At 48.0% G+C, this 22,052-nt stretch carries 23 protein-coding genes and 1 riboswitch; of the genes, 6 read left to right on the plus strand and 17 right to left on the minus strand.

Going from position 1 to position 22,052, the window contains the following annotated elements:
• Positions 1-48: 48 nt before the first annotated feature.
• A complete protein-coding gene (gene ytvI / locus ABIC15_RS02840; protein ID WP_012371171.1) occupies positions 49-1,173 on the plus strand; it encodes a sporulation integral membrane protein YtvI in 1,125 nt (374 codons plus the stop codon).
• Here the strand turns inward: ytvI and ABIC15_RS02845 are convergent.
• From ABIC15_RS02845 to ABIC15_RS02855, 3 genes are read right to left on the minus strand one after another with little or no spacing between them, the layout of a single operon-like run.
• Positions 1,157-1,825 carry a DUF429 domain-containing protein gene (locus ABIC15_RS02845; RefSeq protein WP_354019677.1) on the minus strand — a complete coding sequence of 223 codons (669 nt, stop codon included), beginning with the start codon at positions 1,823-1,825 and terminating at the stop codon, positions 1,157-1,159. The genes ytvI and ABIC15_RS02845 overlap by 17 nt on opposite strands.
• On the minus strand, positions 1,806-1,973 hold the full coding sequence (locus ABIC15_RS02850) for a hypothetical protein (protein WP_354019678.1): 168 nt from the start codon (positions 1,971-1,973) through the stop codon (positions 1,806-1,808). Before ABIC15_RS02850 ends, ABIC15_RS02845 begins: the two co-directional genes overlap by 20 nt.
• Positions 1,973-3,406, minus strand: a complete 1,434-nt coding sequence (locus ABIC15_RS02855) for a leucyl aminopeptidase (RefSeq protein WP_214849468.1) — start codon at positions 3,404-3,406, stop codon at positions 1,973-1,975. Before ABIC15_RS02855 ends, ABIC15_RS02850 begins: the two co-directional genes overlap by 1 nt.
• 353 nt (positions 3,407-3,759) lie before the next feature.
• On the opposite strand from ABIC15_RS02855, the gene ptsP reads away from it, so the two are divergent.
• Positions 3,760-5,484: a phosphoenolpyruvate--protein phosphotransferase gene (ptsP, locus tag ABIC15_RS02860; protein ID WP_012371174.1), complete on the plus strand. Its 1,725-nt coding sequence runs from the start codon at positions 3,760-3,762 to the stop codon at positions 5,482-5,484.
• Positions 5,485-5,820: 336 nt separating this feature from the next.
• Here ptsP and ABIC15_RS02865 read toward each other — a convergent pair whose 3' ends face one another.
• The 6 genes from ABIC15_RS02865 to ABIC15_RS02890 all read right to left on the minus strand — a co-directional run bounded on the left by ABIC15_RS02865 (position 5,821) and on the right by ABIC15_RS02890 (position 14,032).
• Entirely contained in the window at positions 5,821-7,332 is a 1,512-nt protein-coding gene (locus ABIC15_RS02865; protein WP_354019679.1) for an MDR family MFS transporter, read from the minus strand.
• Between the two features lie 151 nt (positions 7,333-7,483).
• Positions 7,484-9,589, minus strand: coding sequence for a glucose-specific PTS transporter subunit IIBC (ptsG, locus tag ABIC15_RS02870; protein WP_214766143.1), 2,106 nt, complete (start codon positions 9,587-9,589; stop codon positions 7,484-7,486).
• A 132-nt stretch (positions 9,590-9,721) separates the two neighbouring features.
• Entirely contained in the window at positions 9,722-11,245 is a 1,524-nt protein-coding gene (ptsG, locus tag ABIC15_RS02875; protein WP_214766145.1) for a glucose-specific PTS transporter subunit IIBC, read from the minus strand.
• Positions 11,246-11,462: 217 nt separating this feature from the next.
• Positions 11,463-12,320, minus strand: a complete 858-nt coding sequence (gene glcT / locus ABIC15_RS02880) for a glucose PTS transporter transcription antiterminator GlcT (RefSeq protein WP_012371178.1) — start codon at positions 12,318-12,320, stop codon at positions 11,463-11,465.
• Between the two features lie 101 nt (positions 12,321-12,421).
• A complete protein-coding gene (locus ABIC15_RS02885; protein ID WP_012371179.1) occupies positions 12,422-12,739 on the minus strand; it encodes a YuiB family protein in 318 nt (105 codons plus the stop codon).
• Positions 12,740-12,820: 81 nt separating this feature from the next.
• Positions 12,821-14,032: an NAD(P)/FAD-dependent oxidoreductase gene (locus tag ABIC15_RS02890; RefSeq protein ID WP_012371180.1), complete on the minus strand. Its 1,212-nt coding sequence runs from the start codon at positions 14,030-14,032 to the stop codon at positions 12,821-12,823.
• A 241-nt stretch (positions 14,033-14,273) separates the two neighbouring features.
• On the opposite strand from ABIC15_RS02890, the gene ABIC15_RS02895 reads away from it, so the two are divergent.
• Positions 14,274-15,269 carry an NAD(P)/FAD-dependent oxidoreductase gene (locus ABIC15_RS02895; protein WP_012371181.1) on the plus strand — a complete coding sequence of 332 codons (996 nt, stop codon included), beginning with the start codon at positions 14,274-14,276 and terminating at the stop codon, positions 15,267-15,269.
• Between the two features lie 61 nt (positions 15,270-15,330).
• Here ABIC15_RS02895 and ABIC15_RS02900 read toward each other — a convergent pair whose 3' ends face one another.
• From ABIC15_RS02900 to ABIC15_RS02915, 4 genes are all read right to left on the minus strand, one after another.
• Positions 15,331-15,852 carry a GNAT family N-acetyltransferase gene (locus ABIC15_RS02900; protein ID WP_012371182.1) on the minus strand — a complete coding sequence of 174 codons (522 nt, stop codon included), beginning with the start codon at positions 15,850-15,852 and terminating at the stop codon, positions 15,331-15,333.
• Positions 15,849-16,355, minus strand: a complete 507-nt coding sequence (locus ABIC15_RS02905) for a GNAT family N-acetyltransferase (RefSeq protein WP_012371183.1) — start codon at positions 16,353-16,355, stop codon at positions 15,849-15,851. The genes ABIC15_RS02900 and ABIC15_RS02905 overlap by 4 nt, the downstream gene beginning before the upstream one ends.
• On the minus strand, positions 16,352-17,218 hold the full coding sequence (locus ABIC15_RS02910; RefSeq protein WP_354019680.1) for an NAD-dependent epimerase/dehydratase family protein: 867 nt from the start codon (positions 17,216-17,218) through the stop codon (positions 16,352-16,354). Before ABIC15_RS02910 ends, ABIC15_RS02905 begins: the two co-directional genes overlap by 4 nt.
• 133 nt (positions 17,219-17,351) lie before the next feature.
• The gene (locus ABIC15_RS02915; protein WP_012371185.1) at positions 17,352-17,702 is read right to left on the minus strand and encodes a HesB/IscA family protein; all 351 of its coding nucleotides are present in this window, start codon (positions 17,700-17,702) and stop codon (positions 17,352-17,354) included.
• A gap of 117 nt (positions 17,703-17,819) precedes the next feature.
• Positions 17,820-17,960, plus strand: a riboswitch (FMN riboswitch).
• A 154-nt stretch (positions 17,961-18,114) separates the two neighbouring features.
• Between ABIC15_RS02915 and ABIC15_RS02920 the strand changes: the two genes are divergently transcribed.
• Entirely contained in the window at positions 18,115-18,681 is a 567-nt protein-coding gene (locus tag ABIC15_RS02920; RefSeq protein ID WP_131502143.1) for an ECF transporter S component, read from the plus strand.
• 63 nt (positions 18,682-18,744) lie between these two features.
• Here ABIC15_RS02920 and ABIC15_RS02925 read toward each other — a convergent pair whose 3' ends face one another.
• A complete protein-coding gene (locus ABIC15_RS02925; protein WP_012371187.1) occupies positions 18,745-18,978 on the minus strand; it encodes a YuzB family protein in 234 nt (77 codons plus the stop codon).
• A gap of 92 nt (positions 18,979-19,070) precedes the next feature.
• Here ABIC15_RS02925 and ABIC15_RS02930 point away from each other — a divergent pair, with 92 nt between their 5' ends.
• Positions 19,071-20,123, plus strand: coding sequence for an NAD(P)/FAD-dependent oxidoreductase (locus ABIC15_RS02930; protein ID WP_012371188.1), 1,053 nt, complete (start codon positions 19,071-19,073; stop codon positions 20,121-20,123).
• Between the two features lie 15 nt (positions 20,124-20,138).
• Here the strand turns inward: ABIC15_RS02930 and ABIC15_RS02935 are convergent, their stop codons facing one another.
• Positions 20,139-20,444 (minus strand): DUF1462 family protein, encoded by a 306-nt coding sequence (locus tag ABIC15_RS02935; protein WP_012371189.1) that lies wholly within the window; start codon positions 20,442-20,444, stop codon positions 20,139-20,141.
• A gap of 110 nt (positions 20,445-20,554) precedes the next feature.
• On the opposite strand from ABIC15_RS02935, the gene ABIC15_RS02940 reads away from it, so the two are divergent.
• Positions 20,555-20,782 (plus strand): NifU family protein, encoded by a 228-nt coding sequence (locus tag ABIC15_RS02940; protein ID WP_012371190.1) that lies wholly within the window; start codon positions 20,555-20,557, stop codon positions 20,780-20,782.
• 45 nt (positions 20,783-20,827) lie between these two features.
• Here ABIC15_RS02940 and ABIC15_RS02945 read toward each other — a convergent pair whose 3' ends face one another.
• Positions 20,828-21,592 carry a TIGR01457 family HAD-type hydrolase gene (locus ABIC15_RS02945; RefSeq protein ID WP_354019681.1) on the minus strand — a complete coding sequence of 255 codons (765 nt, stop codon included), beginning with the start codon at positions 21,590-21,592 and terminating at the stop codon, positions 20,828-20,830.
• Positions 21,593-21,598: 6 nt separating this feature from the next.
• Positions 21,599-22,042, minus strand: coding sequence for a DUF86 domain-containing protein (locus ABIC15_RS02950; RefSeq protein ID WP_012371192.1), 444 nt, complete (start codon positions 22,040-22,042; stop codon positions 21,599-21,601).
• Between the last annotated feature and the right edge of the window lie 10 nt (positions 22,043-22,052).

Here is a 22,052-nt window from a genome sequence, read left to right on the forward strand (position 1 = left end):
AAACATGATATGATGATGACATTACATACATAGTAAGAGGTGTTGCTTATGTCGACTGAACGTTTATGGCAAATAGCCCGTTTCATTGGCGTCATCCTTGCCATCTTTTTCACCGGTTGGCTGATAATTCGCTTGTCTTCTTTCATGTACCCGTTCGTCTTTGCTTTTTTACTGGCTTTATTCAGTCGGCCGCTCGTCGACTTTTTCCAAAAGCGGCTTCGGATCAACCGCGGTTGGGGCGCTCTGCTGTCGATCATTTTAATGAGCGGTTTGTTGATCGGCTCACTCGTCCTGATCATCATGCAGTTGATTCGTGGACTTGTGTTTGTCGCCAATCAGTTGCCGGCCCAAATCCAGGAGCTGAGTCTTTATTTCCAGAAACTCTACAATGAAAAGCTGGCTCCGATTTGGAACGATGCGTCGGAAGCCCTCCGGTCGCTTGAACCGTCACAACAAAACACCGTCCAAAACAGTATCCAGTCACTCGGCAGTTCACTCGCCAGTGCCATCGGTGAAGGCTCGAAAAGCGTCGCCGGGATGTTGCAGACGGTTTTAGCCACGCTGCCGTCCATCGCGTTGATTTTAGTCATCGTATTGCTCGCCTGGTTCTTCATCTCCAAAGACTGGCACCGATATGAACTGCGATTGAAAAAATACGAGATGTTGCCGTGGTTCGCCCGTGCCGAATCGGTCGTCACGAGTCTCCGGTCTGCTTTATTCGGTTATATTAAAGCGCAGCTGACATTGATTACGATCACCTTTTTCATCGTCCTGATTGGACTGTTGATCATCGGTGTCGAGCATCCGTTTGCCATCGCCTTTATCGCAGCATTTTTTGATATCCTGCCCTACCTTGGAACCGGCTCCGTCTTCTTGCCTTGGATTGCCTATTCCATCATTACGGGAGATACGGGTCTCGCCATCGGTCTCGCTATCCTTTATGCAATCGTCATCTTACAACGCAATATCATGGAACCTAAAATCGTCGGCGATAATATCGGTATCCAACCGATCACCGCTTTGATCGCCTTGTTTGTCGGCATTCAGGTATTCGGTGTCTTCGGATTAATTTTAGGCCCCTTGATTGCGGTCATCATTAAAGCACTACACAACGCTCAAATCTTTCATTATCTTTGGGACTTTATCAAAGGATCACCTACACCGTTTCGGTGAAGGTGATCTTTTTTGGTAAAGCTGCATATAAGGGAAATCCGGTTATATCAACGGGGCAATCAGCCGGCAAATAAACCGCCGGTAACGTTGCCGCAATCGCAAGCAGACAAGCATCGATCCAATCGTCCGTCGCGACACCACGCACGTTGAGTTCCCAGTAAGCCGGACAATCATACCGTTGCAACAGTGCAATCCGTTCCGCCACTCCCTCGACCGTCCGTTTACTGTGACGTGCCGGATGACCTGTCAAACGGGCAAAACAGACTTCCGGATGGGATTCGACCCAACCCGGTTGGTAATGGGTCCGGACCTGCTCGATTTTCGGCAACAGGTACCAGGCTTGTTTCGATAAACCGAAACCTGCGTGCTGCTTCGAATAGTCGTTTGCTGTGTGATAGTCCGGTTGTTCAAGTGCTGTGCGCAACGGGGCGTTAAAGACACTGCTCGTCCGACCGGTTTTCAATTCTTCCCGTAGTAACCGGTCGACCGCCCGCCGTTTATTTTCTTCCAGTCCGACCGGCATGTCGATATAGGTCCGGGTTCCGCATTTAATCTCGTCGAGTGACGAAGCGACCGTCCAGGAAAACTGACCGTCTTTAATTGAAACGGCGATCCATCCGGCTTTTGCCGCATCAATTCCGGTGACGTCCATTGGACTTCTCCCGCAGACTCTTGAGCAGCGATAATATCGTAAAGACGCCGAAGAAAGTTGCTGCTGCTAAAGGAATCTGTTCCCGTGAATCCAGGTACCAAACAATACTGATGATCGTTACCAACACGAGGACACTGTTTAGGCGCATCATTTTTCGCGTTCGACGAAATGATAGAGACTGCGGACCATGACACCGGTCGCCCCTTTTGGACCGAGCTCCGTCGCGGCTTTCTGTTCGGACGTCCCCGCGATATCAAGGTGGAGCCATGGTGTGTCGCCCACAAATTCACCAACGAACGCACCACCGAAAATCATATGTCCCATTCGTCCCGGTGAATTGTTTAAGTCGGCGACATCCGAGCGGCGGACTTGCTTGATGAACTGATCGACGTACGGCATCTGCCAGACCATCTCATTCGTCTCTTTTGTTACGGCTTCGAATCGTTCGTACAGACCGGCATCATTCGTCAAGGCGCCGGTAATTTCTGTCCCGAGTGCCACTAACACTCCGCCTGTCAGCGTAGCAAGATCAATGATCATCTTCGGTTTATATTCTTTCGCATAGGTGACAGCGTCTGCGAGGACAAGTCGTCCTTCTGCATCCGTATTCAGAATTTCAATTGTTTTCCCTGCCATCGACGTGATGACATCATCCGGTTTGAAGGCGTCACCGGAAATCATGTTATCCGTCGCCGGAATGACACCGAGGACATTGACGTTCGGTTTTAGGTGACCGAGCGCTTCGAATAATCCGAGGACGGCTGCCGCTCCCCCCATATCCCCTTTCATCCCGACAATCCCGTCTTTTGGTTTAATCGAGTAACCGCCGGTATCGAACGTCACTCCTTTTCCGACGACTGCAATCGGAGCGTCGTCGCCTGCTCCTTTGTATTCAAGGACAATCAGCTTCGGTGGAATTGTTGATCCTTGATTGACCGCAAGCAATGCGCCCATTCCGAGTGCTTCCATGTCGGCTTTTTCAAGAATCTTCAACTCATGCCCGTGACGCTCGGCAATAAAGCGGGCTTCATCTGCCAAAGCCGGTGCCGTCAATAAGTTTCCGGGCATCGTGACAAGGCGACGCGCGAGATTCGTCGCTTGTGCGAGTGCCGCTCCACGTTCGACCGCCTGTTCGCCGGCGTCTGACCAGATTGTTACATCCAGATCATATGTCGCACGGGTGTTGGTTTTGTAATGTTTGACTTCATATGTAGCTAAGCCAAACGTCTCGGCAATCAGTTCGACCGGTTGATCCGGGAAGGTCGTCGCGTCAATCGTTACTTTGGACAGCTGGCGTGCCTTCAGGAACTGAGCCGCTTTTCCGAATAACCGGCGCAGACCGTCCGTCGTAAGTCCTTCCGCCTTGCCAAGACCGACGAACAACACTCGTTCCACCGTTCCCGTCAGTGTCGGCAGCAAACGGAGTTCTCCTTGTTTCGTTGAGATATCCCCGCGGCGTACCCATTCATCCAAACGATCCGGATATAGTGACCGGATCCGTTCCTCAACCGGCTGGTTTCCTGAAATACCGACAACGAGTACTTCGACATGAGCTTGTGGATCTACTTGATTCCATCGCATATTCAAATCCCCCTTTAGTGATAGGTATAAGTATGAAGCGTTTGATCTGATTTTCCAACTGATAGCCTTCGAGACGAATGAAACCGCTCTCAAAAAAGACGTTCTTTAATTTGTCGATTTGGAACGTTTCAAACAATTGTTGCCCGTTTCACAATATGATAGGATTAAACAGGTGAAAAGGACAGGCACTTCTATTTAACGGTCATTTGGCAACGACAGAAATGTCTACGTTTTCATTCAAAGGGAGAATCCGCAAGCGACCCGTTAAGAGAGATGCGTTTATGGGTATCTATAGATAGCAAAGAAATGACGTCGCTGCGGCGAAAAAACTTACTGAAAAGAGGGTAATGCACATGGCACAGCACATCAAAGGAATTGGCGCTTCTGCAGGGATTGCGATTGCAAAGGCATTCGTAATGGAAACACCTGTCTTTGACATTCCGACGCATAAAATCGAGGACTCGGCAGCAGAAAAGGAACGTTTCCAAGCCGCCATCGTTAAGTCGAAGGGTGAACTTGAAATCATCCGCGAAAACACATTAAAAGAACTCGGTGCAGACAAAGCGGAAATCTTCTCCGCTCACTTGTTGATCCTGGAAGACCCGGAAATCGTCAGCCAAGTCAACGCAAAAATTGACGATGAAAAAACCAATGCAGCACAAGCACTTGATGAAGTGTCACAGATGATGGTCATGATTTTTGAATCGATGGATAACGAATACATGCGCGAGCGTGCAGCCGATGTCCGTGACGTTACAAAACGGACAATGGCCCACTTGCTCGGTATCACATTCGTTACACCGGCTCAAATCAATGAAGAAGTCATCATCATTGCCGAAGATTTAACACCTTCAGATACAGCACAACTCAACCGGAAGTATGCAAAAGGATTTGCTACGAACATCGGTGGACGGACTTCGCACTCGGCGATCATGTCCCGTTCTCTTGAAATCCCGGCTGTCGTCGGAACAAAAGTCGTCTTGACGGAAGTCAAACACGGTGATTTCTTGATCCTTGACGGAACAGAGGGTGACGTCATCGTCAATCCTTCAAGCGAACAAATCGCAGAATACGAAGAAAAACGTTCAGCGTACATCGCGCAAAAAGAAGAGTGGAAAAAACTCAAAAACGAAAAAACAGTCACTGCTGACGGACATCATGTCGAGCTTGCAGCAAACATCGGAACACCAAACGATGTTAAAGGTGTCCTTGAGAACGGCGCGGAAGCAGTCGGACTCTACCGGACAGAGTTCCTTTACATGGATGCGGAAACGTTCCCGACGGAAGACGAGCAGTTCACAGCATACAAAACGGTTCTCGAATCGATGGGCGATAAAAAAGTCGTCATCCGGACGCTCGACATCGGTGGCGACAAGGAATTGTCTTACCTCGATCTCCCGCATGAGATGAACCCGTTCCTCGGATACCGCGCGATTCGTCTTTGCCTCGATCAAACGGATCTCTTCCGGACGCAACTCCGTGCCCTTCTCCGGGCGAGCGCGTATGGAAAACTTGCTGTCATGTTCCCAATGATCGCGACACTCGAAGAATTCCGTGCAGCAAAAGCACTTCTTCTCGAAGAAAAAGCAAACCTTCAAGCAGAAGGTGTGACAGTTTCAGAAGACGTTGAAGTCGGTATGATGGTCGAGATTCCTTCAACAGCTGTCATGGCGAAACAATTCGCAAAAGAAGTCGACTTCTTCTCAGTTGGAACAAACGACTTGATCCAATACACGATGGCTGCTGACCGGATGAATGAAAAAGTTTCGTATCTCTACCAACCATTCAACCCGGCAATCTTGAACCTCTTAAACAACGTCATTACAGAAGCACACAAAGCAGGCAAATGGGTCGGCATGTGTGGTGAGATGGCAGGAGAAGAACTCGCGCTTCCAATCCTTCTCGGACTCGGACTCGACGAATTCTCAATGTCAGCTTCTTCAGTCCTTCGCGCACGTAGCTTGATGACTCGCTTGAACAAAGCAGAGTGTGAAGCAATCGTCGAACAAGTACTCGATATGGACACAGCGGAAGATGTCGTTAACTTCCTCAGCACAACGTTCGATATCAAAAAATAAGGTGTTTCGGACACGTCCCATCTCGGGGCGTGTTTTTTTGTCGTGTTAACAAAGTACTCTCTTTTCCTTATACTTTGTGCGGGAACTCGGATTAGCCTACTTCGAAATCATCCCTCCCTGCACTCGCTTTCCTCAGGCGAGACACAAGCCAGTTTTCCTGCCCAGTGTGGGCAGAAAAGCGGGTCTTGTTTTTCTCTGACAGCGCAGTTTGCACGTGCGCTTTTTCCTGTAGGAGTCTCATGCATCGAATGATTTCAAACAACAAAAAAAGGAAAGCGGATTTGACACCCCCTTTCCTTTTTTGTTGATGCTTGACTAAACAGATTTACCTACATGTTATGCTTGTTTTGCTTTCGGTCGTTCACCTTGTCCTTCTTTTAACGTCGGGCGTTCATTGCCCATCAGGCAGACAAAGACGACACCGAGTACGGCTGGAATCATTGCCCACAGATAGACCGACGAAATCGATTCGGCAAGTGACGATTTGATTGCATTTGCTACTTCCGGCGGCATTTTCGCAAGGGCTGAAGCCGTCGGGAATTGTCCGCCGTCCGGTGCGTTTCCACCCGGCAACTGTTCACTGATCGTCGATGAGAAGGTCCGCGATTGGACAATTCCAAGGACCGTTACACCGAGCGTCATGCCGATCGTCCGGAACGTCGATCCCATTGATGTGGCTGCACCACGTCGTTGCATCTCAATCCCGTTGATACTTGCCAGGTTGAGTAACGAGAAGCTGAAGCCGACACCAAATCCTAAAATGATCATATAGATTGTGATGGCGGTGCGCGATGTTTCAAGCGACATCGTACTTAAGAGATACACTCCTAACAAGAAGAAGACCGCTGAGACAAGCATGACATTCCGGAATCCGTATTTATTCGGTAATCGTCCGCCGAGCTGGGCAGAGACAACGGATGCAATCAGCATCGGCATCAAGATCAGACCCGAGTTGGTCGCACTGCCCCCGAAGACACCTTGGACAAAAATCGGAATGAAGACACTGGCAGAGATGAAGACAAAACCGTAAAAGAAGGCTACGCCTTGTGTCGCGGCAAACAGTTGCCGTCTAAATAAACTGAACGTGATGACCGGATCCGCTGCCCGGCGTTCGATGAACCCGAAGACGATGAAGGCAACAAGCGCCCCGCCAAATAAACCGAGAATTTGCGGTGAGTTCCACGCATAATCTTTTCCGCCCATTTCAAGGGCCAGCAAGAACAAAACAAGTCCTGCTACCAACGTTACAGCACCGGCATAATCGATTCTTTGTGTCCGGTGAATCGGTGACTCCTTGTAAAACAAAGAAACAAGGGCAAGCGCCAATAATCCGAGGGGAATATTGATGTAAAAGACCCAACGCCAGTTGATGGCATCTGTTAAGACGGCACCCAGCAACGGACCAAAAATACTTGAAATTCCGAAGACGGCCCCGAACAAACCACTGACTTTCCCACGTTTTTCAGGCGGGAAAATATCAAAGATGATGGTAAAGGCAATCGGCATTAACGCTCCGCCACCCAAACCTTGAATCGCACGATACACGGAAAGTTCAACAATCGAGTCTGCCATTCCACACAGGATACTCCCTGTGATGAACAGCAACATGCCGAATAAGAAGAATCGCTTCCGCCCGTACATATCACTTAACTTACCAAAGATCGGCATCCCCGCTACAGTCGCAATCATGTAGGCCGATGTGACCCACGCATATTGGTCGAAGCCGTTTAATTCGCTGACAATCGTCGGCATCGCTGTCGCAACAATCGTATTATCCATTGCTGCCACTAAAATCCCGATCAGTAATCCTAACACGACATAACGTGTTTTTGTCGAAGTCGTAGCCATCGACTCACCTCTTTCTTATCAAAAAATAGCTAATCTTCATAATAGCTTATTCATTGTATCATCATATGTGCAAAATCTCATTGTTGAATGTTCACGGAATACAAAAAAAAAACACGACTCCAAAATCGGAGTCGTGTTCAGCATCCACTTCTTATTTAATGTCATACGAAATCTTTTCACCCGCTTCAACGGTTTTACCAACATCAACGGAGACTTTCCGGTCGCCGCTGTTCGTGACGATGATTGGTGTGAGCAATGATGGGACAAGTGGTCGGATTTGTTCCAGATCGACGTTCAATAACGGTGAACCTGGTTCGACCCGGTCGCCGGCTTTCGCGAGCGCTTCAAATCCTTTTCCTTCGAGCGATACTGTATCAATACCGATATGAATCAAAATTTCATCCCCGTTATCGGCCAAAATACCAATCGCATGTTTGGTCGGGAAGAAGGTCGTAATTTCACCGGAAACAGGTGACACGACATATCCTTCCGTCGGTTCGATGGCATAACCGTCACCCATCATCCGTCCGGAGAAGACTTGATCCGGTACATCATCGAGAGAACGAATCACACCGCTGAGTGGCGAGACGTATCCTTCGCTCGGGACATAGGCACCATCTGTTCCGGCTAATCCGGATCGGTCATCTGTCCGGTTTTCCGTCCGTGCTTCCGCGCCTGTCGGAACCTGCGGAATCGGATCGGCTTCCGGTTTGGCTGGTGGTTGGTAATTCGGATCGTTCATGATTTCTGCCATCTCAGTTTTAATACCATCCGATTTCGGACCGAAGATAGCCTGAACGTTATCCCCGACTTCGAGGACACCGGCAGCACCCAACTGTTTCAAGCGCTCTTTATTGACACCGGATTTATCATTGACGGTAATCCGGAGCCGTGTGATACAGGCATCCAAATGTTTGATATTGGAAGGTCCGCCAAATGCCTGGAGAATTTCATATGGCAATTCACCAGCTGTCGCACCGGCTGTCGCTGCCCCTTCCTGAATCGCTTCACGTCCAGGAATCTTCAGATCAAATTTCTGGATGACGAAACGGAAGCCGAAGTAATAAATGACCGCGAAGACAAGACCGACCGGAATGACGAGCCACCAGGAGGTTCGGTTTGGTAAAATACCGAACAACGTATAGTCAATCAATCCTCCGGAGAAGGTCATCCCGATCTTGACGTTTAAGATGTCCATGATCATGAATGACAATCCGGCAAACACAGCGTGAACTGCAAACAATAACGGGGCAACGAATACGAATGAAAACTCGACAGGTTCAGTAATCCCTGTCAGGAAAGAAGTCAGGGCAGCCGAGAAGTATAACCCTTCAACCGCTTTCCGGCGATCCTTCGCAACCGTATGATACATCGCAAGACACGCAGCAGGAAGTCCAAACATCATGAACGGGTATTTCCCGGTCATATACGTTCCGGCTGTAAATGGAACACCATCTTTTAACTGGGCGAAGAAGATCCGCTGATCCCCGTTAACGAGATTACCGGCTTTATCGGTATATTCACCGAACTGGAACCAAAAACTTGAATACCAAATATGGTGGAGACCAAACGGAATGAGAGAACGTTCGACTAATCCAAAGATGAAGGCAGATAACGTTTCGTTTGATTCGATGATGGTTTTCGAGAACGTGTTGATTCCCGTCCCGATTGGTGGCCAAATATAGGACAGGGCAAAACCAGCGACTAAACTGAATAGCGCTGTAGCAATCGGTACAAATCTTTTACCGGCAAAGAATCCAAGGAAATCCGGAAGTTTAATCTTAAAGAATTTATTATAGCTGTACGCCGCAATCAACCCGGCGATAATCCCTCCGAACACCCCCATTTGCAGGGTCGGAATTCCTAAAACGGTCGCATACGATAAATCACTCGATTTTTGTGCTTCTGTAATCTTTTCAGGCGTAATCTGTAAAAATGAACTGATAACTTTGTTCATGATCAAAAATCCGACGATTGCGGCCAATCCTGCGACCCCTTCACCGTTCGCAAGACCAATCGCAACCCCGACGGCAAACAGTAATCCTAAGTTGGCAAAGATGATATCCCCTGCATCCTGCATGACCCGCCAAATGACGACCAGTGCGTCATTTTCGAGAAACGGAAGATACTGCGTCAGATTCGGATTTTGAAACGCCGTACCAAACGCCAGGAGCAACCCCGCTGCCGGTAGGATTGCGACCGGTAACATCAAAGCTTTACCGATCCGTTGCAATACACCGAACACATTTTTCCACATCAGTGATTTCCCTCCTTTTTTTGACCAAACTACTTACTTCATACCCTTAATGTTTCTTGCGCAAAACTATTTGTCTGATGTTTCTTTCCACAAAAAAAGAGCCTTCCCAAATTGGGAAAGCTCTTTTAAATATTAGACTGACTTTTCTTGTTTACGTGAGTTGATGACGGCTTGAATCTCAGATTTAATGTTATCTGATTTTGGTCCGTAGATGGCTTGAACGTTGTTACCAACTTCAAGTACTCCAGCCGCACCTAATTTTTTCAATTCGTTTTTATCAACTTTTGATTTATCAAGAACTTCAACACGAAGACGTGTGATACATGCGTCAAGGTGTTTGATGTTTGATTCAGAACCGAGTGCATCAAGGATACCAGCTGCGAGTTCAGAACCTTGTGCCATTGATGTCTCTTGTACTTCGTCTTCACGACCTGGTGTTTTCAAGTTGAACTTGCGGATTGCGAAACGGAATCCGACGTAGTAAACAACTGCAAGCACAAGACCGACGACGATGACGAGCCACCATTGCGTGCGTCCTGGAAGGACACCGAAGAGAAGGAAGTCAATCAATCCACCTGAGAATGTCATACCGATTTTAACGTTCAACAGTTGCATTGTCATGAACGAAAGACCTGCGAAGACTGCGTGAACTGCGAACAGGATCGGAGCAACGAACAAGAATGCGAATTCGATTGGCTCTGTGATACCTGTCAAGAAAGCTGTAAGTGCTGCTGATCCAAGAAGACCACCAACGACTGCGCGACGCTCTGGGCGTGCTTCATGGTACATAGCAAGTGCTGCTGCAGGAAGACCGAACATCATGAACGGGAATTTACCAGTCATGAATGTACCAGCTGTCAATGCAACGTTATCTTTTAACTGAGCGAAGAAGATCGCTTGGTCACCGTGAACGACTGTACCGGCTTTGTTCGTGTACGAACCGAACTCGAACCAGAATGGTGCGTAGAAGATATGGTGAAGACCAAATGGAATCAATGAACGTTCAATGAGACCAAAGACGAAAGCTGCAAGTGTCGGGTTTTTCTCCATCATGAAGTGGGAGAATGTGTTCAATCCGTCTTGAGCGAACGGCCAAACGAAAACAAGTACAAGACCTGCGAATAATGAAACAACTGCTGTAACGATTGGAACAAAACGTTTTCCTGCGAAGAATCCGAGGAACTGCGGCAATTCGAGATTATGATACTTCCCGTAGGCCCAGGCTGCGATTAAACCGATGATGATACCACCGAACACACCTGTTTGAAGTGTCGGGATACCGAGTACGTTAGCGTAACCTTGTCCGTTAGCGACCATTTCTGGTGTAACGCCGAGCCAAACGCTCATTGTTTTGTTCATGATCAGGAATCCGACGATGGCTGCAAGTCCGGCTGCGCCGTCCCCTGCTAATCCGATCGCGACACCGACCGCGAATAAGAGTGCTAAGTTACCGAAGATGATGTCCCCGGCTGCTTCCATCAATTTTGCAACCTTAATGATTGCATCATTTTTTAAGAACTCGAGTTTTGACGTCAAGTTCGGATTTTGCATCGCGTTACCGAATCCAAGTAAGATCCCGGCAGCAGGCAAAATCGCAACAGGAAGCATCAACGCTTTACCAACACGTTGAAGAACAGCGAAAATCTGTTTGAACATGTGTGTTTCCTCCTTTTGATGTACGAGCTAAGAATAAGGAATAATACCAATGACAGGTCGAAAAAAGTCAGACATCTGACCGATTTTTACAGAAAAAAATCAGGCACGAGCGGATTGTAGACAAAATACACTTATCCCGTAAAAATAACGGAAATAAATCATCTTGCCCGACATCCCACTCATGCCTGATCGTATCAGTAACACGTAGTCCGTGCGGTCATTTACCTAAATCGTACTGCACTAAGCGTTGCAGATGCATCGTAAGATACGTCGCTTCACCGCGCGGTACCGCTTTCTTCAACTGACGTTCCATGATGGACATCAGCTCCCAAGCAGTATCATAGCACAGCGGATATTCTTCGCGCAATAGCTTTTCTACTTTTTCTGGCGCCTCTAGGTACTCCCCATTGGAAACCCTTTCAATCGCTGAACGCAAGTGCCGGATTAAACGCTTGTAATCCAGTGATTTCCGGTCGATTTTAATCTGTAATCGTTGTTCAATATGACTGGCAATCAATCCGACCAATTGATGATGCCGGTTCACTTCGAGGACATCTTTGAAGTTCGTCGCCGAGTGAATATGAAGGGCGATAAATCCTGTTTCGGCCGGAGGTAAATAAAAGTTCATCTCGGCACTGATGAATTCGACGATTTCTTCAGCGAGCGCATACTCTTCCGGATATAACGCTTCCGTTTCCGCAAGAAACGGATTTGTGACTTCCATTCCCTGTTCGAGCCGCTTGAACGTAAACGTCAAATGGTCCGTCAGTCCGATATGAATGTGCTCGTCGACCCGTTTTCCGAATCGCGTTTCGATCATTGAAACGATCTCATTCATCAAAGCGATGAAGTTTTCATCCAGATGTCCGACAAGCGCCTTGTACTGCGCTTGCTCGTCTTTATCTTTTAACGTATACACTTTTTCCAATTTATCAAGATCCGTTAGTTGATCGCCTGGCTTCCGACCGAAGCCAATCCCTTTTGCGAGGATAATGACTTCCTGGTTGGCACCAGTCGAACAAATGACGACATTATTATTTAAGACTTTGATAACGTGGTACATTTGTTTATCCATTCGCTCTCAACCCTATCTGCTCTTACACATTTTTTTAAAGACACTGATTTTATTATAACGTGTTTTCACATACTAAAAAAGCCTACTCACTCAAGTAGACTTTAAAACATTTGGTAACCGCTCTTACGCAGGAAGCGAATTGACATTCCGGCGATGATGATTCCGGCAAGACCGGCAACGAACATCGTGATATCCGCCGTCTGCAGACCCATGATGCGTTCCCCGAGTTTCGGGATCGCTTCACGCGCATTCGTGAAATAATCTAGTGTCGACTGATTATCAATCATCATGATGATGATAATCGGATACAGGACAAGCATGATCCACGTACTGCGTAACAACATGTTTAAGATAAAACCGATACTAAAGAACATGACGAGATATAGAACACTCCCGATCACGGCTTGAATGATATGCATAATGTTCCCCCTTTGAATCTCTTTTAGTATAACCGACAAAAAAGGCAAATGCACGAGTGTACATTTGCCTAAAACGTGAACTTAGAATTTACCTTTTTTGATGGCAAGACCAATCTTTTTAAGCTCAAGGAAATGTTTGTTGTCGATGACTTTTTTCATGAACGATGCGTTACGGCCGTAAATCTTCTTACCGAAGACCATTCCGATTCCATCTTTATGACCAAGTGAAGCGACAGTTCCTTTGTTTTCGTATGTGAATGTCGATGTTTGACGTCCACCGATGAGTGCAGCAATGTTTTCAGCCACTTTATGTGCCTGTTGTGTTGCGATTTGTGCTGTCGGCGGGTATGGGCGGTTTGAAGCCGGATCCATAACAGCTGAACAGTCACCGATCATGAAGACATTTTCATGCCCAGGAACGCGGAGGTCTTCTTGAACGACAACACGGTTACGCATTGCTTCAAAACCAGACGCTGCAACAACAGGGTTACCGCTGACGCCACCAGTCCAGATGATTGTGTTCGCTTCGATTGTTTCTGTTGTATCCCCTTGGAGCGGTCCGAATGTAACGCTGCCCGGTCCACATTCCTTGATGCCGTTACCGAGTTTAAACTCGATGCCTTGGCGCTCAAGCCATTTATGTGCGTAGTTTACGAGATCTGCATCGAATCCTGGAAGAACAGTCGGTGCAGCTTCGATGTTGACGACACGAACGAGTTCGCGCGGGATGTCATATTGTTTGCACAGTTCAGGAATCCGGTTGACGAGCTCACCCATGAACTCGATACCCGTGAACCCAGCGCCACCGACGACGATCGTCAAGAGTGAACGGTTTGTTGAACCTGTCGTTTTGTACTCTGCGAATGAGTAGTCGATGTGCTCTTTGATTTTACGGACACTGTTCAATGAACTGATTGTTAGAGCGTTCTCTTTCAATCCTTTGATTCCGAATGTTTCAGGAACTCCGCCGAGTGCCACGACGACATAATCGTAAGGGACTGTTCCACCGTCGACGAGTTTCACTGTGTTGCTTGCTGTATCGACTTTTTCGACGATTCCTTTTACAAGCTTGACGCGTGAAGGGTTGATGACATCGTTGATATAGATACGCGCTTGTTCAGCAGACATCGTACCTGCTGCTGGTTCATGTAGCCACGTTGTTTGGTAATGGTAATCGTGTTTGTTGATTAATGTGATGTTGGCTTGGTCGACGCCAAGTTTCTTTTGAAGGTTGACTGCTGTGATCAATCCACCGTAGCCGGCTCCAAGAATAACAATGTTTGGTGTGTTCATGTTCTGATACCCCTTACGCATAATAGTTTTGTTGTGATTTTCTTCACATTCAATTGCAGATAAATGCTCAAAAACTTTGTTCAAATAATGTTCACACGTCTATACGTTTATTGAACCATTTTCTATCATAGATTGCAAAGGGAAATTATGCAAACCCAAAAAAATGTGAGATGTCCCGTACTTGCAACATCGAACCCTACTTCCTATATAATAGAGGTATCCAATTTTAGGAGGGACTCAGATGCACCAACCATATGATGTCACGATTATCGGGGGCGGTCCGGTCGGGCTGTTCACCGCGTTTTACTCAGGGATGCGTCAAATGAAGACGAAAGTCATCGAAAGTCTGCCGCAACTCGGCGGACAGCTAGCGACGCTCTACCCTGAAAAATATATATACGATATTGCCGGCTTCCCGAAAGTCAAAGCCCAGGACCTGGTCGATCGGCTGCTGGAACAGGCAAATGAATTTGATCCGACGTATGTGCTCGGCGAAACCGTCCTTGCATACGAACGTCTCGATGATGGACTGATCCGTCTTGTCACGAACAAGGGGGAACATTATACGAAAACCGTCATCCTGACAGCCGGGAACGGTTCATTTGCTGCTCGTCCCCTCGGTGTCGCGGACGCAGAACGATTTGAAGGCAGTAACTTACACTACTTCGTCAACGAGATGGACCGCTTCAAAGATCGCCAGGTCGTCCTGCTCGGCGGTGGTGATTCCGCAGTCGACTGGTCGCTGATGCTCGAGCCAATCGCGAAATCCGTCACACTCGTTCACCGACGCGATAAATTCCGCGCCCATGAGCATACGGTCGAATTGTTGCATAACTCGTCCGTCAATGTCATGACACCTTATACCCTTGAATCCGTCACCGGAGAAGACAGTATCGAGACGCTGACATTCAAACATGCCGAAACGGATGAAGTGATTGTCGTCGGTGCTGATGATGTCGTCTGTAACTTTGGTTTCGTCTCATCACTCGGACCGCTTAAAGAGTGGGAGGTCGAATTCGAACGGAATTCCATCCGTGTCAACTCGAAGATGGAAACTGCGATTCCCGGCGTATTTGCCTGCGGCGACATCGCGACGTATGACGGTCGTGTCAAATTGATCGCGACCGGTTTCGGAGAAGCACCGATTGCCGTTAACCAGGCGAAGTTGCTTGTTGATCCATCAGCCCGCCATCCGCAACACTCAACAAGTCTGTTCGAAAAAGTGAAAAATCATTAAGTGATCACGAACAACAGCGTCCCTTCGATTTCGGAAATCGAAGGGACGCTGTTTTTTGGGCTTATGCGTTGGATACGGGATCGAGTGTAATTCGGTACGTCCACTCACTCAGCTGTTTCCCACCCCGCTCGATGGTTTTTTCGGAAACGAGTCGTCCGCCGAAACGTTCGTAAAAATGACGGGACGGGTTATCTGCCAGCACACTTACCATGCAAGACAAGAAGCCTTTCCGCCTGAGATCTTCCAACACGTGATCAAACAACCGTTTACCGGTTCGTTGCCCCTGATGGCTTTTCAACAGATAGAGCGCGTACAGCTCTCCCTCCGTCGTATCATTTTCCCTATTTGGTCCACCATTCGCAAAACCGACGATTTCGTTTGTCTGATCAAGTGCCACGAAAACCGGACCTTCGGCAAGACTGTTCCGCCAACCCGGTTCCCGCTTCTCCGCAGATAACTGATCGAGATATGCATCCGGAATAATCGTCCGATATGTTTCCCGCCAAGATGCGACATGAATCCGGGCAATCGCAGCAGCGTCTTCCATGTCGGCTCGTCGAATCGTTAAAAATCCGGTATTCATAGTGGAATGATAAATCGCCGGACCCGTGTTCCATCTTCTTTGATGTAAGATTCGATTTCTTGACCACCGTTTGTCAAAATGACACGACCGGATGCGGTGTTATCCGCACTACAGGTGATCAAGACGAAGGCAAGTCCCCGCTTTCGCGCAAATTCAAGCGCTTGCCGTAATCCTTCCGTCGCATACCCCTTATTGCGCGCACTCGGTCGAATGCCATAACCGATATGCCCTCCGACTTGTTGCAATTGATCGTTTAGATCATGCCGGAAATTGACTGCACCGACAATCGTTTCCCCGTCATACAACCAATACGTCGAGTGGGTCACCCAGTTCGTCGGGGCCACCCGTTCCTCTTGTTCCTGTTCTTCCAAAAAATCCTCCAACGGCAGAAACGTTTTACTGACGACACTCGGAACGATGCTTTCACCGGACTCTTGCCACTCTGATACATAATCAAGGTATTCCGGTTCCAAGTGCAGCGATGGTTTAATTAAGGTAATCATTTGTGGTTCCGGACCTCCTCTTCAATCAAACGATCAAGCCAGTCATCAACATGTTGGAAGAGATATCCCGCTTGTTTGGCTGCCGTCGTATCCATATAGAAATCGTGATCCGGTGCAAGCGGTGACGGCTCTTCGCCTGTCGTCTCAAACCGTGATGTCGTTCCTGCCACGTGATCAATCTTATCCATTAAGTCCTGAATCGATAATACGCCGTCACTCGCGGCATTAATCGGTCCTGTGATCGTCGAACGGCCGCACCACTCGAGGAAAGCTGCCGCTTCGTAACTCGAGATATATCCCATCTTCGCATACAGATTTTCAGCGATGACCGGTTGATCGGCTAGTGCCCGTTTGACATGAAAGATCAGCCGTTCCGTGTAATCATCCGGTCCGAGGACAACCGGGAAACGGACGGCAATGACCGGGAAAGTCGCACGTTGGAAGAAATAACTTTCCGCCTGACGTTTTCCTTCGCCGTAATCATGTTCTTTTTCAAGATCATATTTCCCGGGAAACGGATTATAGGACCGCTCGGAAATGTTTGTCCCGCCCTGCTCATAGACCGACATCGTCGACGTCAGAATGTAACGACCGACTTTTCCTTCGAAGGCATCGACCGCAAGCTTCGCCTGATACGGATTAAAACAGATATTGTCATAGATGATATCCCAGTTTTGACTTCCAAGATCCTTCATCGTACTGCTTGATGTCCGGTCCCCTTTAAAAAATGTCAAGCCCTTCGCGACCGGCGGCGTATGTTCCCCACGCGTGACAATCGTCACATCGTCCCCCGATTCCGCGAGCCGTAATGCCAACCGTCGACCAAAGTAGCGTGTTCCACCGAAAATCAGTACCTTTCGCATCGATAGTCCTCCCTCATCATAGCGTGCTAACGTTCCTGTTAGTCCTTCTCCATCTCCATTGAAAAGTCCTGTCAATCGCTCGTGAAAACAAAAAAATCGCAGACGGCAATCGTCTGCGATACAAGTCATTTCATTAACAGCCGCCCGGTGTGCCGGCATTCGTCGCCGTTCGGAACGACGTCCCGCAACCGCATGTCGCGATTGCATTTGGATTCGTAATCGTGAATCCGCCTCCGAGCATGGATTGTTTATAATCTACTTCCAGTCCTTTAACGACCGGATAATCTTTTTGATCAACGATGACTTTGACTCCGTGTTGCTCAAAGGTCAAGTCCGTCTCTTTTTCACTGTCAAACCCCATGCCGTAGGAGAGACCACTGCATCCGCCGCCTTGGACGAGCATGCGCAGATTTTGTTCATCGTCCGGCGCCTGCAACATCATTTCTTTGACTTGCAGTGCGGCCGCTTCTGTTAAATGAATCATGTCATCACCTTCCCTTTTTTATTAGTATACGCAATTTTAAGGGGAATCGAAACCTAGTTGCTTGAAACAATCTTGAATTCGTTGTATAAATAAGTTGTATTAAAAAAAATTAAATCGTTCCATCTTCAGGGCAGGGTGAAATTCCCGACCGGCGGTAAACAGGCGATTCGCCTGAAGCCCGCGAGCGAATAGGGCGCTATTTGCTGATTCTGTGTAACTCAGGAGCCGACAGTATAGTCTGGATGGGAGAAGATGGCGGCATGTTTCTTTCTTGAACCGATTTTGCAAAAATCGGTCAGGCTTAGTTTACTGCGGACTTCTCCCCCATCGAACACTTCGATGGGGGTTTATTTTGAACGCAGACATGCCAATACTTCATCGAGAGGAACGAGCAAAAGGAGATTATACTCGTATGAAACGCACACAAAAAATGGTCACATTATCGATGTTAGGTTCAATTTCATTTGTTCTTATGCTACTGAATTTCCCGCTTCCGTTTTTACCGAACTATTTGAAGATCGACTTCAGTGATGTTCCTGCTTTGATCGCCGCAATCATGTTCTCACCTGTTGCCGGCGTCATCGTCGAAGCACTCAAAAACGTCCTGTACTACATCTTCCGTGGAAGTGGTGTTCCGGTCGGTGAGCTTGCCAACTTCGCAGCTGGCGTTGCCTTCATTCTTCCGGTCAGTTGGTTCTATCATAAAAAGAAATCGACAAAAGGTCTCGCAACCGGTCTTGTCGCAGGTACGATCACGATGGCACTCGGTCTTGCCATCCTCAACTATATCTTGATTCTTCCAGCGTACGCTTGGTTCTTCGGTATGGACTACATGCTTGACCCTGCCGTCAAGTGGACGACGATTACAGCCGGTATCTTACCGTTTAACATCATCAAGGCGATGTTCATCTCAGCACTCTTCATCCCGCTGTTCCTGAAACTAAAACCTTGGATGACACGTCGTCAACAAACTGTCTAAGTCCGAAGCCGCGCCCGCTGACAGACACAAATCCCCGGTCTCTTGTGAGACACGGGGATTTTTTTAGAGCTCGTTTTCTTCGATTTTCTGATAAATCTTTTCAAGCAGTTCTTCCGGTGTCTCCCCGACAACGGTTTCTCCATCGACGAGACAAAAATGGTCAAGCGAACAAATCCCGCAATAACCGAGGCAACCATATTCGACGACATCGACATTCGGGTCCCGTTCGAGCTGTTGCATGACGACCTGAGTCCCTGTCGCTAAGTTACTGATACAAAATTCAATAATCGGATTCACTTTTTTTCCTCCTTCAGGCAGGAATTATCTTTCCTCATGTCGTATTATACAAGGTCAGACTGATTTAGGGGAACTAAGGGGGATTTTAAGTTATGAAGCAACTGGTTGTTTTAGGTGGCGGATATGGTGGCATGCGGATTTGTGAACGATTCAAGGATGAAGATGTCGCTGTGACGCTCGTCGATCGTTTACCGTACCACGCGTTAAAAACAGAGTACTATGCACTTGCTGCCGGAACATTGTCGGACCGGGATGTCCGGATCGCGTTTCCGGAAGGGGAACATCTCTCATATAAGTATGGACATGTCGTAAAGATTTCACCAGAGACGAACTCCGTTCATCTGCAAGACGGAACGGAATTGTTTTATGATGATTTGATCATCGCCTTAGGTTGTGAAGATAAATACCATAACATACCGGGGGCACAAGAGTTTACTTACAGCATCCAGACACTCGAAGAGTCACGGAAAACACAACAGGCGATTTGCGGACTTTCACCCGGTGCGATCGTTTCCATCGTCGGAGCCGGATTATCCGGAGTCGAGCTCGCGAGTGAACTGCACGAAAGCCGGAAAGATTTGAAAATTCGCCTATTCGACCGGGGACCGTCCGTTCTGTCCTTCCTCTCGGATAAAGTGTCGACCTACGTCCAGGAATGGTTCGAGGAGCATGACGTCGAAGTCATCAATAACTCGAACGTCACCTTCGTCACGGCGGATGATGTTCAAAACGGGGATGACGCCTATCCATCGAACTTAACGATTTGGACAGCGGGTACGCAACCGGTTAAAGTCGTCCGTGATCTTGGTTTTGAAGCTGACAGCGGCGGACGGATCAAGCTGACGGAACACCACCATGTGCCGGAACATGAAAATGTGTTCGTCATCGGGGATTGTGCCAGTCTCCCGTATGCGCCAAGCGGTCAGCTTGCGGAGCATCAAGCGGATCAGGTCGTCGATGTCCTGCAGGCAAAATGGGCCGGCAAGAAATTACCGAAACTGCCGGAAATCAAATTGCGCGGTATGCTCGGATCACTTGGAAAGTCAGACGGCTTCGGCATCGTCATGGGGAAACAGGCGTTGACAGGGAAAGTTCCACGTCTTCTGAAGTCCGGTGTGCTCTGGAAACATAAAAAAATTAAATAAGAAAAACGGCGCCGGTCATTCCGGGGCCGTTTTTTCAAGTCTTCTGTCAATTGCCTGCGTGATTTTTTTCAACTGGACGTATCCTTCATCGACCATCTCACCGTCAAGCAGAACAAGCGGATAAAAATAAACATCGTCCTGAAGAGCCGTAATCCATTCATCCTCGACCGGTGCCGCTTCGAAATCCACATATTCAAAAGTCAATGCCGTCTCGTACTTCCGTCCAAGAACGGCCTGCAGCCAACTGTATGTCTCCTCTGAACTTGGTGCCCCGACGCAACTCGGACACGTCTGTGCCGCCCCATATACCTTGATTTCCATCTGTGGTCCCCCCTATTTGTTACACTTCTTTTTTAGTATACAAGTTTTCCAGATTGAGAACATTTTTCAACCCTGTTACAATGATTCTATAAGAAAGGATGTGTTTACGCATGGAAATGTTTGATCAAGTAAACGAAGTACTCGAAAAATTGCGTCCGTTCCTTCTTCGTGACGGAGGAGACGTTGAACTCGTAGATGTAGAAGATGGTATCGTCAAACTCCGTTTGATGGGAGCTTGCGGCAGCTGCCCAAGTTCAACAATCACACTGAAAGCTGGTATCGAACGTGCCCTGCTTGAAGAAGTAGCCGGCGTCGTTGAAGTCGAACAAGTTTTCTAATGAAGTAAAATCCCCACTGACATCCGTCAATGGGGATTTTTTTGTTTAAAGAATCCATTCTGCCAACGTATCGACCATGTAGGTCGGTTGGGCATCCTGTCCTTGAATGAAGACCGGTGTATGAACGCCGGAATTGACATGCATCGTCCGGATTCCGCCGTTGATCCCGAATAAAATGTCGGTATGGTAATTATCCCCGACCATGATGAGATCTTCTTTCGCAAGACCAATCATCTCAGCCGCAATATTGACCATGACCGGCTCCGGTTTCCCGATATAAAACGGTTCTTTTTCCGTCGTCACGCGTAACACCGATGTCAACGCCCCGTTCCCCGGTAAGAAGCCGCGCTCTGTCGGAATCGCGATATCTCCATTCGTCGAGATAAAACGGGCGCCGGCCCGAATCGCGAGGGCTCCGATCGCTAACTTCTCATACGTGATCTGACGGTCAAGACCAATCACGACATAATCGGCATGCTCATCCGCAACGACTTGTAAGCCTTGACGCTCAAGAGCATCAACCAATCCGCCTTCTCCGATGGCATAGACTTTCGCACCCGGATCGAGTTCTGCGATGTAGCGACCTGTCGCCATCGCACTGGTTAAGACATGTTCCGCATTCGAGTGAACACCCATGCCGCGTAATTTCTCAGCGACGGCTTCTGCCGTCATCGAAGCATTATTCGTAACGAACAGATACGGTACATCTTCTTCCTGCAACCGGTTGACGAAATCAACCGCTTCTTTGACGGGTTCTGTCCCGTTATACATCGTACCGTCTAAATCAAATAAATAGCCTTTTGCCTTCATGCTGACTCACTCCTCATTTGGTAAAAATGCCGAGACGGGTCCGAGTTCTGTCTCTAGATAATGTCGGACCGCGTCCGGGAAACGACGTAATTGTGTTTCTTCCTCAAACAAAACGTTGCGGATTTCCGCTGTACTTGATGTCGTAAATTCACGGACGATTTGTGTCCGGAGTGCCACGATGCGCTTCAAACTCGTCGCAAGTGACGCGTCGATGACCCGCTCATCTTCTAAAATCATGACGATATCTTCATAACTTCCCGGATCACGCATGATGAAACCATCAATCATACTGTTTCCGATGTCGATGATGCTTTCAATCACTAAAAATCCAATCCGTTCCCACGCCAGTGAAACCGTCAAAGCGTCCCCCGTTAACTCTTTACTTTGACGCAATGCCGTTTCCAAACAAACTACGGTTTGTTCAATCTTTTCACGATTCACAAAATACATCTTCCATTCC

This window comes from Exiguobacterium sp. PvP048 (assembly GCF_040549175.1).
GTDB classification, from domain to species: Bacteria; Bacillota; Bacilli; order Exiguobacteriales; family Exiguobacteriaceae; genus Exiguobacterium_A; species Exiguobacterium_A artemiae.

What these genes read in the sequence shown, in the direction of transcription:
- ytvI (WP_012371171.1), top strand. Translation starts at nt 49, where the DNA reads ATGTCGACTGAACGTTTATGGCAAATAGCCCGTTTCATTGGCGTCATC.
- ABIC15_RS02845 (WP_354019677.1), bottom strand. Translation starts at nt 1,825, where the DNA reads ATGGACGTCACCGGAATTGATGCGGCAAAAGCCGGATGGATCGCCGTT.
- ABIC15_RS02850 (WP_354019678.1), bottom strand. Translation starts at nt 1,973, where the DNA reads ATGCGCCTAAACAGTGTCCTCGTGTTGGTAACGATCATCAGTATTGTT.
- ABIC15_RS02855 (WP_214849468.1), bottom strand. Translation starts at nt 3,406, where the DNA reads ATGCGATGGAATCAAGTAGATCCACAAGCTCATGTCGAAGTACTCGTT.
- ptsP (WP_012371174.1), top strand. Translation starts at nt 3,760, where the DNA reads ATGGCACAGCACATCAAAGGAATTGGCGCTTCTGCAGGGATTGCGATT.
- ABIC15_RS02865 (WP_354019679.1), bottom strand. Translation starts at nt 7,332, where the DNA reads ATGGCTACGACTTCGACAAAAACACGTTATGTCGTGTTAGGATTACTG.
- ptsG (WP_214766143.1), bottom strand. Translation starts at nt 9,589, where the DNA reads ATGTGGAAAAATGTGTTCGGTGTATTGCAACGGATCGGTAAAGCTTTG.
- ptsG (WP_214766145.1), bottom strand. Translation starts at nt 11,245, where the DNA reads ATGTTCAAACAGATTTTCGCTGTTCTTCAACGTGTTGGTAAAGCGTTG.
- glcT (WP_012371178.1), bottom strand. Translation starts at nt 12,320, where the DNA reads ATGGATAAACAAATGTACCACGTTATCAAAGTCTTAAATAATAATGTC.
- ABIC15_RS02885 (WP_012371179.1), bottom strand. Translation starts at nt 12,739, where the DNA reads ATGCATATCATTCAAGCCGTGATCGGGAGTGTTCTATATCTCGTCATG.
- ABIC15_RS02890 (WP_012371180.1), bottom strand. Translation starts at nt 14,032, where the DNA reads ATGAACACACCAAACATTGTTATTCTTGGAGCCGGCTACGGTGGATTG.
- ABIC15_RS02895 (WP_012371181.1), top strand. Translation starts at nt 14,274, where the DNA reads ATGCACCAACCATATGATGTCACGATTATCGGGGGCGGTCCGGTCGGG.
- ABIC15_RS02900 (WP_012371182.1), bottom strand. Translation starts at nt 15,852, where the DNA reads ATGAATACCGGATTTTTAACGATTCGACGAGCCGACATGGAAGACGCT.
- ABIC15_RS02905 (WP_012371183.1), bottom strand. Translation starts at nt 16,355, where the DNA reads ATGATTACCTTAATTAAACCATCGCTGCACTTGGAACCGGAATACCTT.
- ABIC15_RS02910 (WP_354019680.1), bottom strand. Translation starts at nt 17,218, where the DNA reads ATGCGAAAGGTACTGATTTTCGGTGGAACACGCTACTTTGGTCGACGG.
- ABIC15_RS02915 (WP_012371185.1), bottom strand. Translation starts at nt 17,702, where the DNA reads ATGATTCATTTAACAGAAGCGGCCGCACTGCAAGTCAAAGAAATGATG.
- ABIC15_RS02920 (WP_131502143.1), top strand. Translation starts at nt 18,115, where the DNA reads ATGAAACGCACACAAAAAATGGTCACATTATCGATGTTAGGTTCAATT.
- ABIC15_RS02930 (WP_012371188.1), top strand. Translation starts at nt 19,071, where the DNA reads ATGAAGCAACTGGTTGTTTTAGGTGGCGGATATGGTGGCATGCGGATT.
- ABIC15_RS02935 (WP_012371189.1), bottom strand. Translation starts at nt 20,444, where the DNA reads ATGGAAATCAAGGTATATGGGGCGGCACAGACGTGTCCGAGTTGCGTC.
- ABIC15_RS02940 (WP_012371190.1), top strand. Translation starts at nt 20,555, where the DNA reads ATGGAAATGTTTGATCAAGTAAACGAAGTACTCGAAAAATTGCGTCCG.
- ABIC15_RS02945 (WP_354019681.1), bottom strand. Translation starts at nt 21,592, where the DNA reads ATGAAGGCAAAAGGCTATTTATTTGATTTAGACGGTACGATGTATAAC.
- ABIC15_RS02950 (WP_012371192.1), bottom strand. Translation starts at nt 22,042, where the DNA reads ATGTATTTTGTGAATCGTGAAAAGATTGAACAAACCGTAGTTTGTTTG.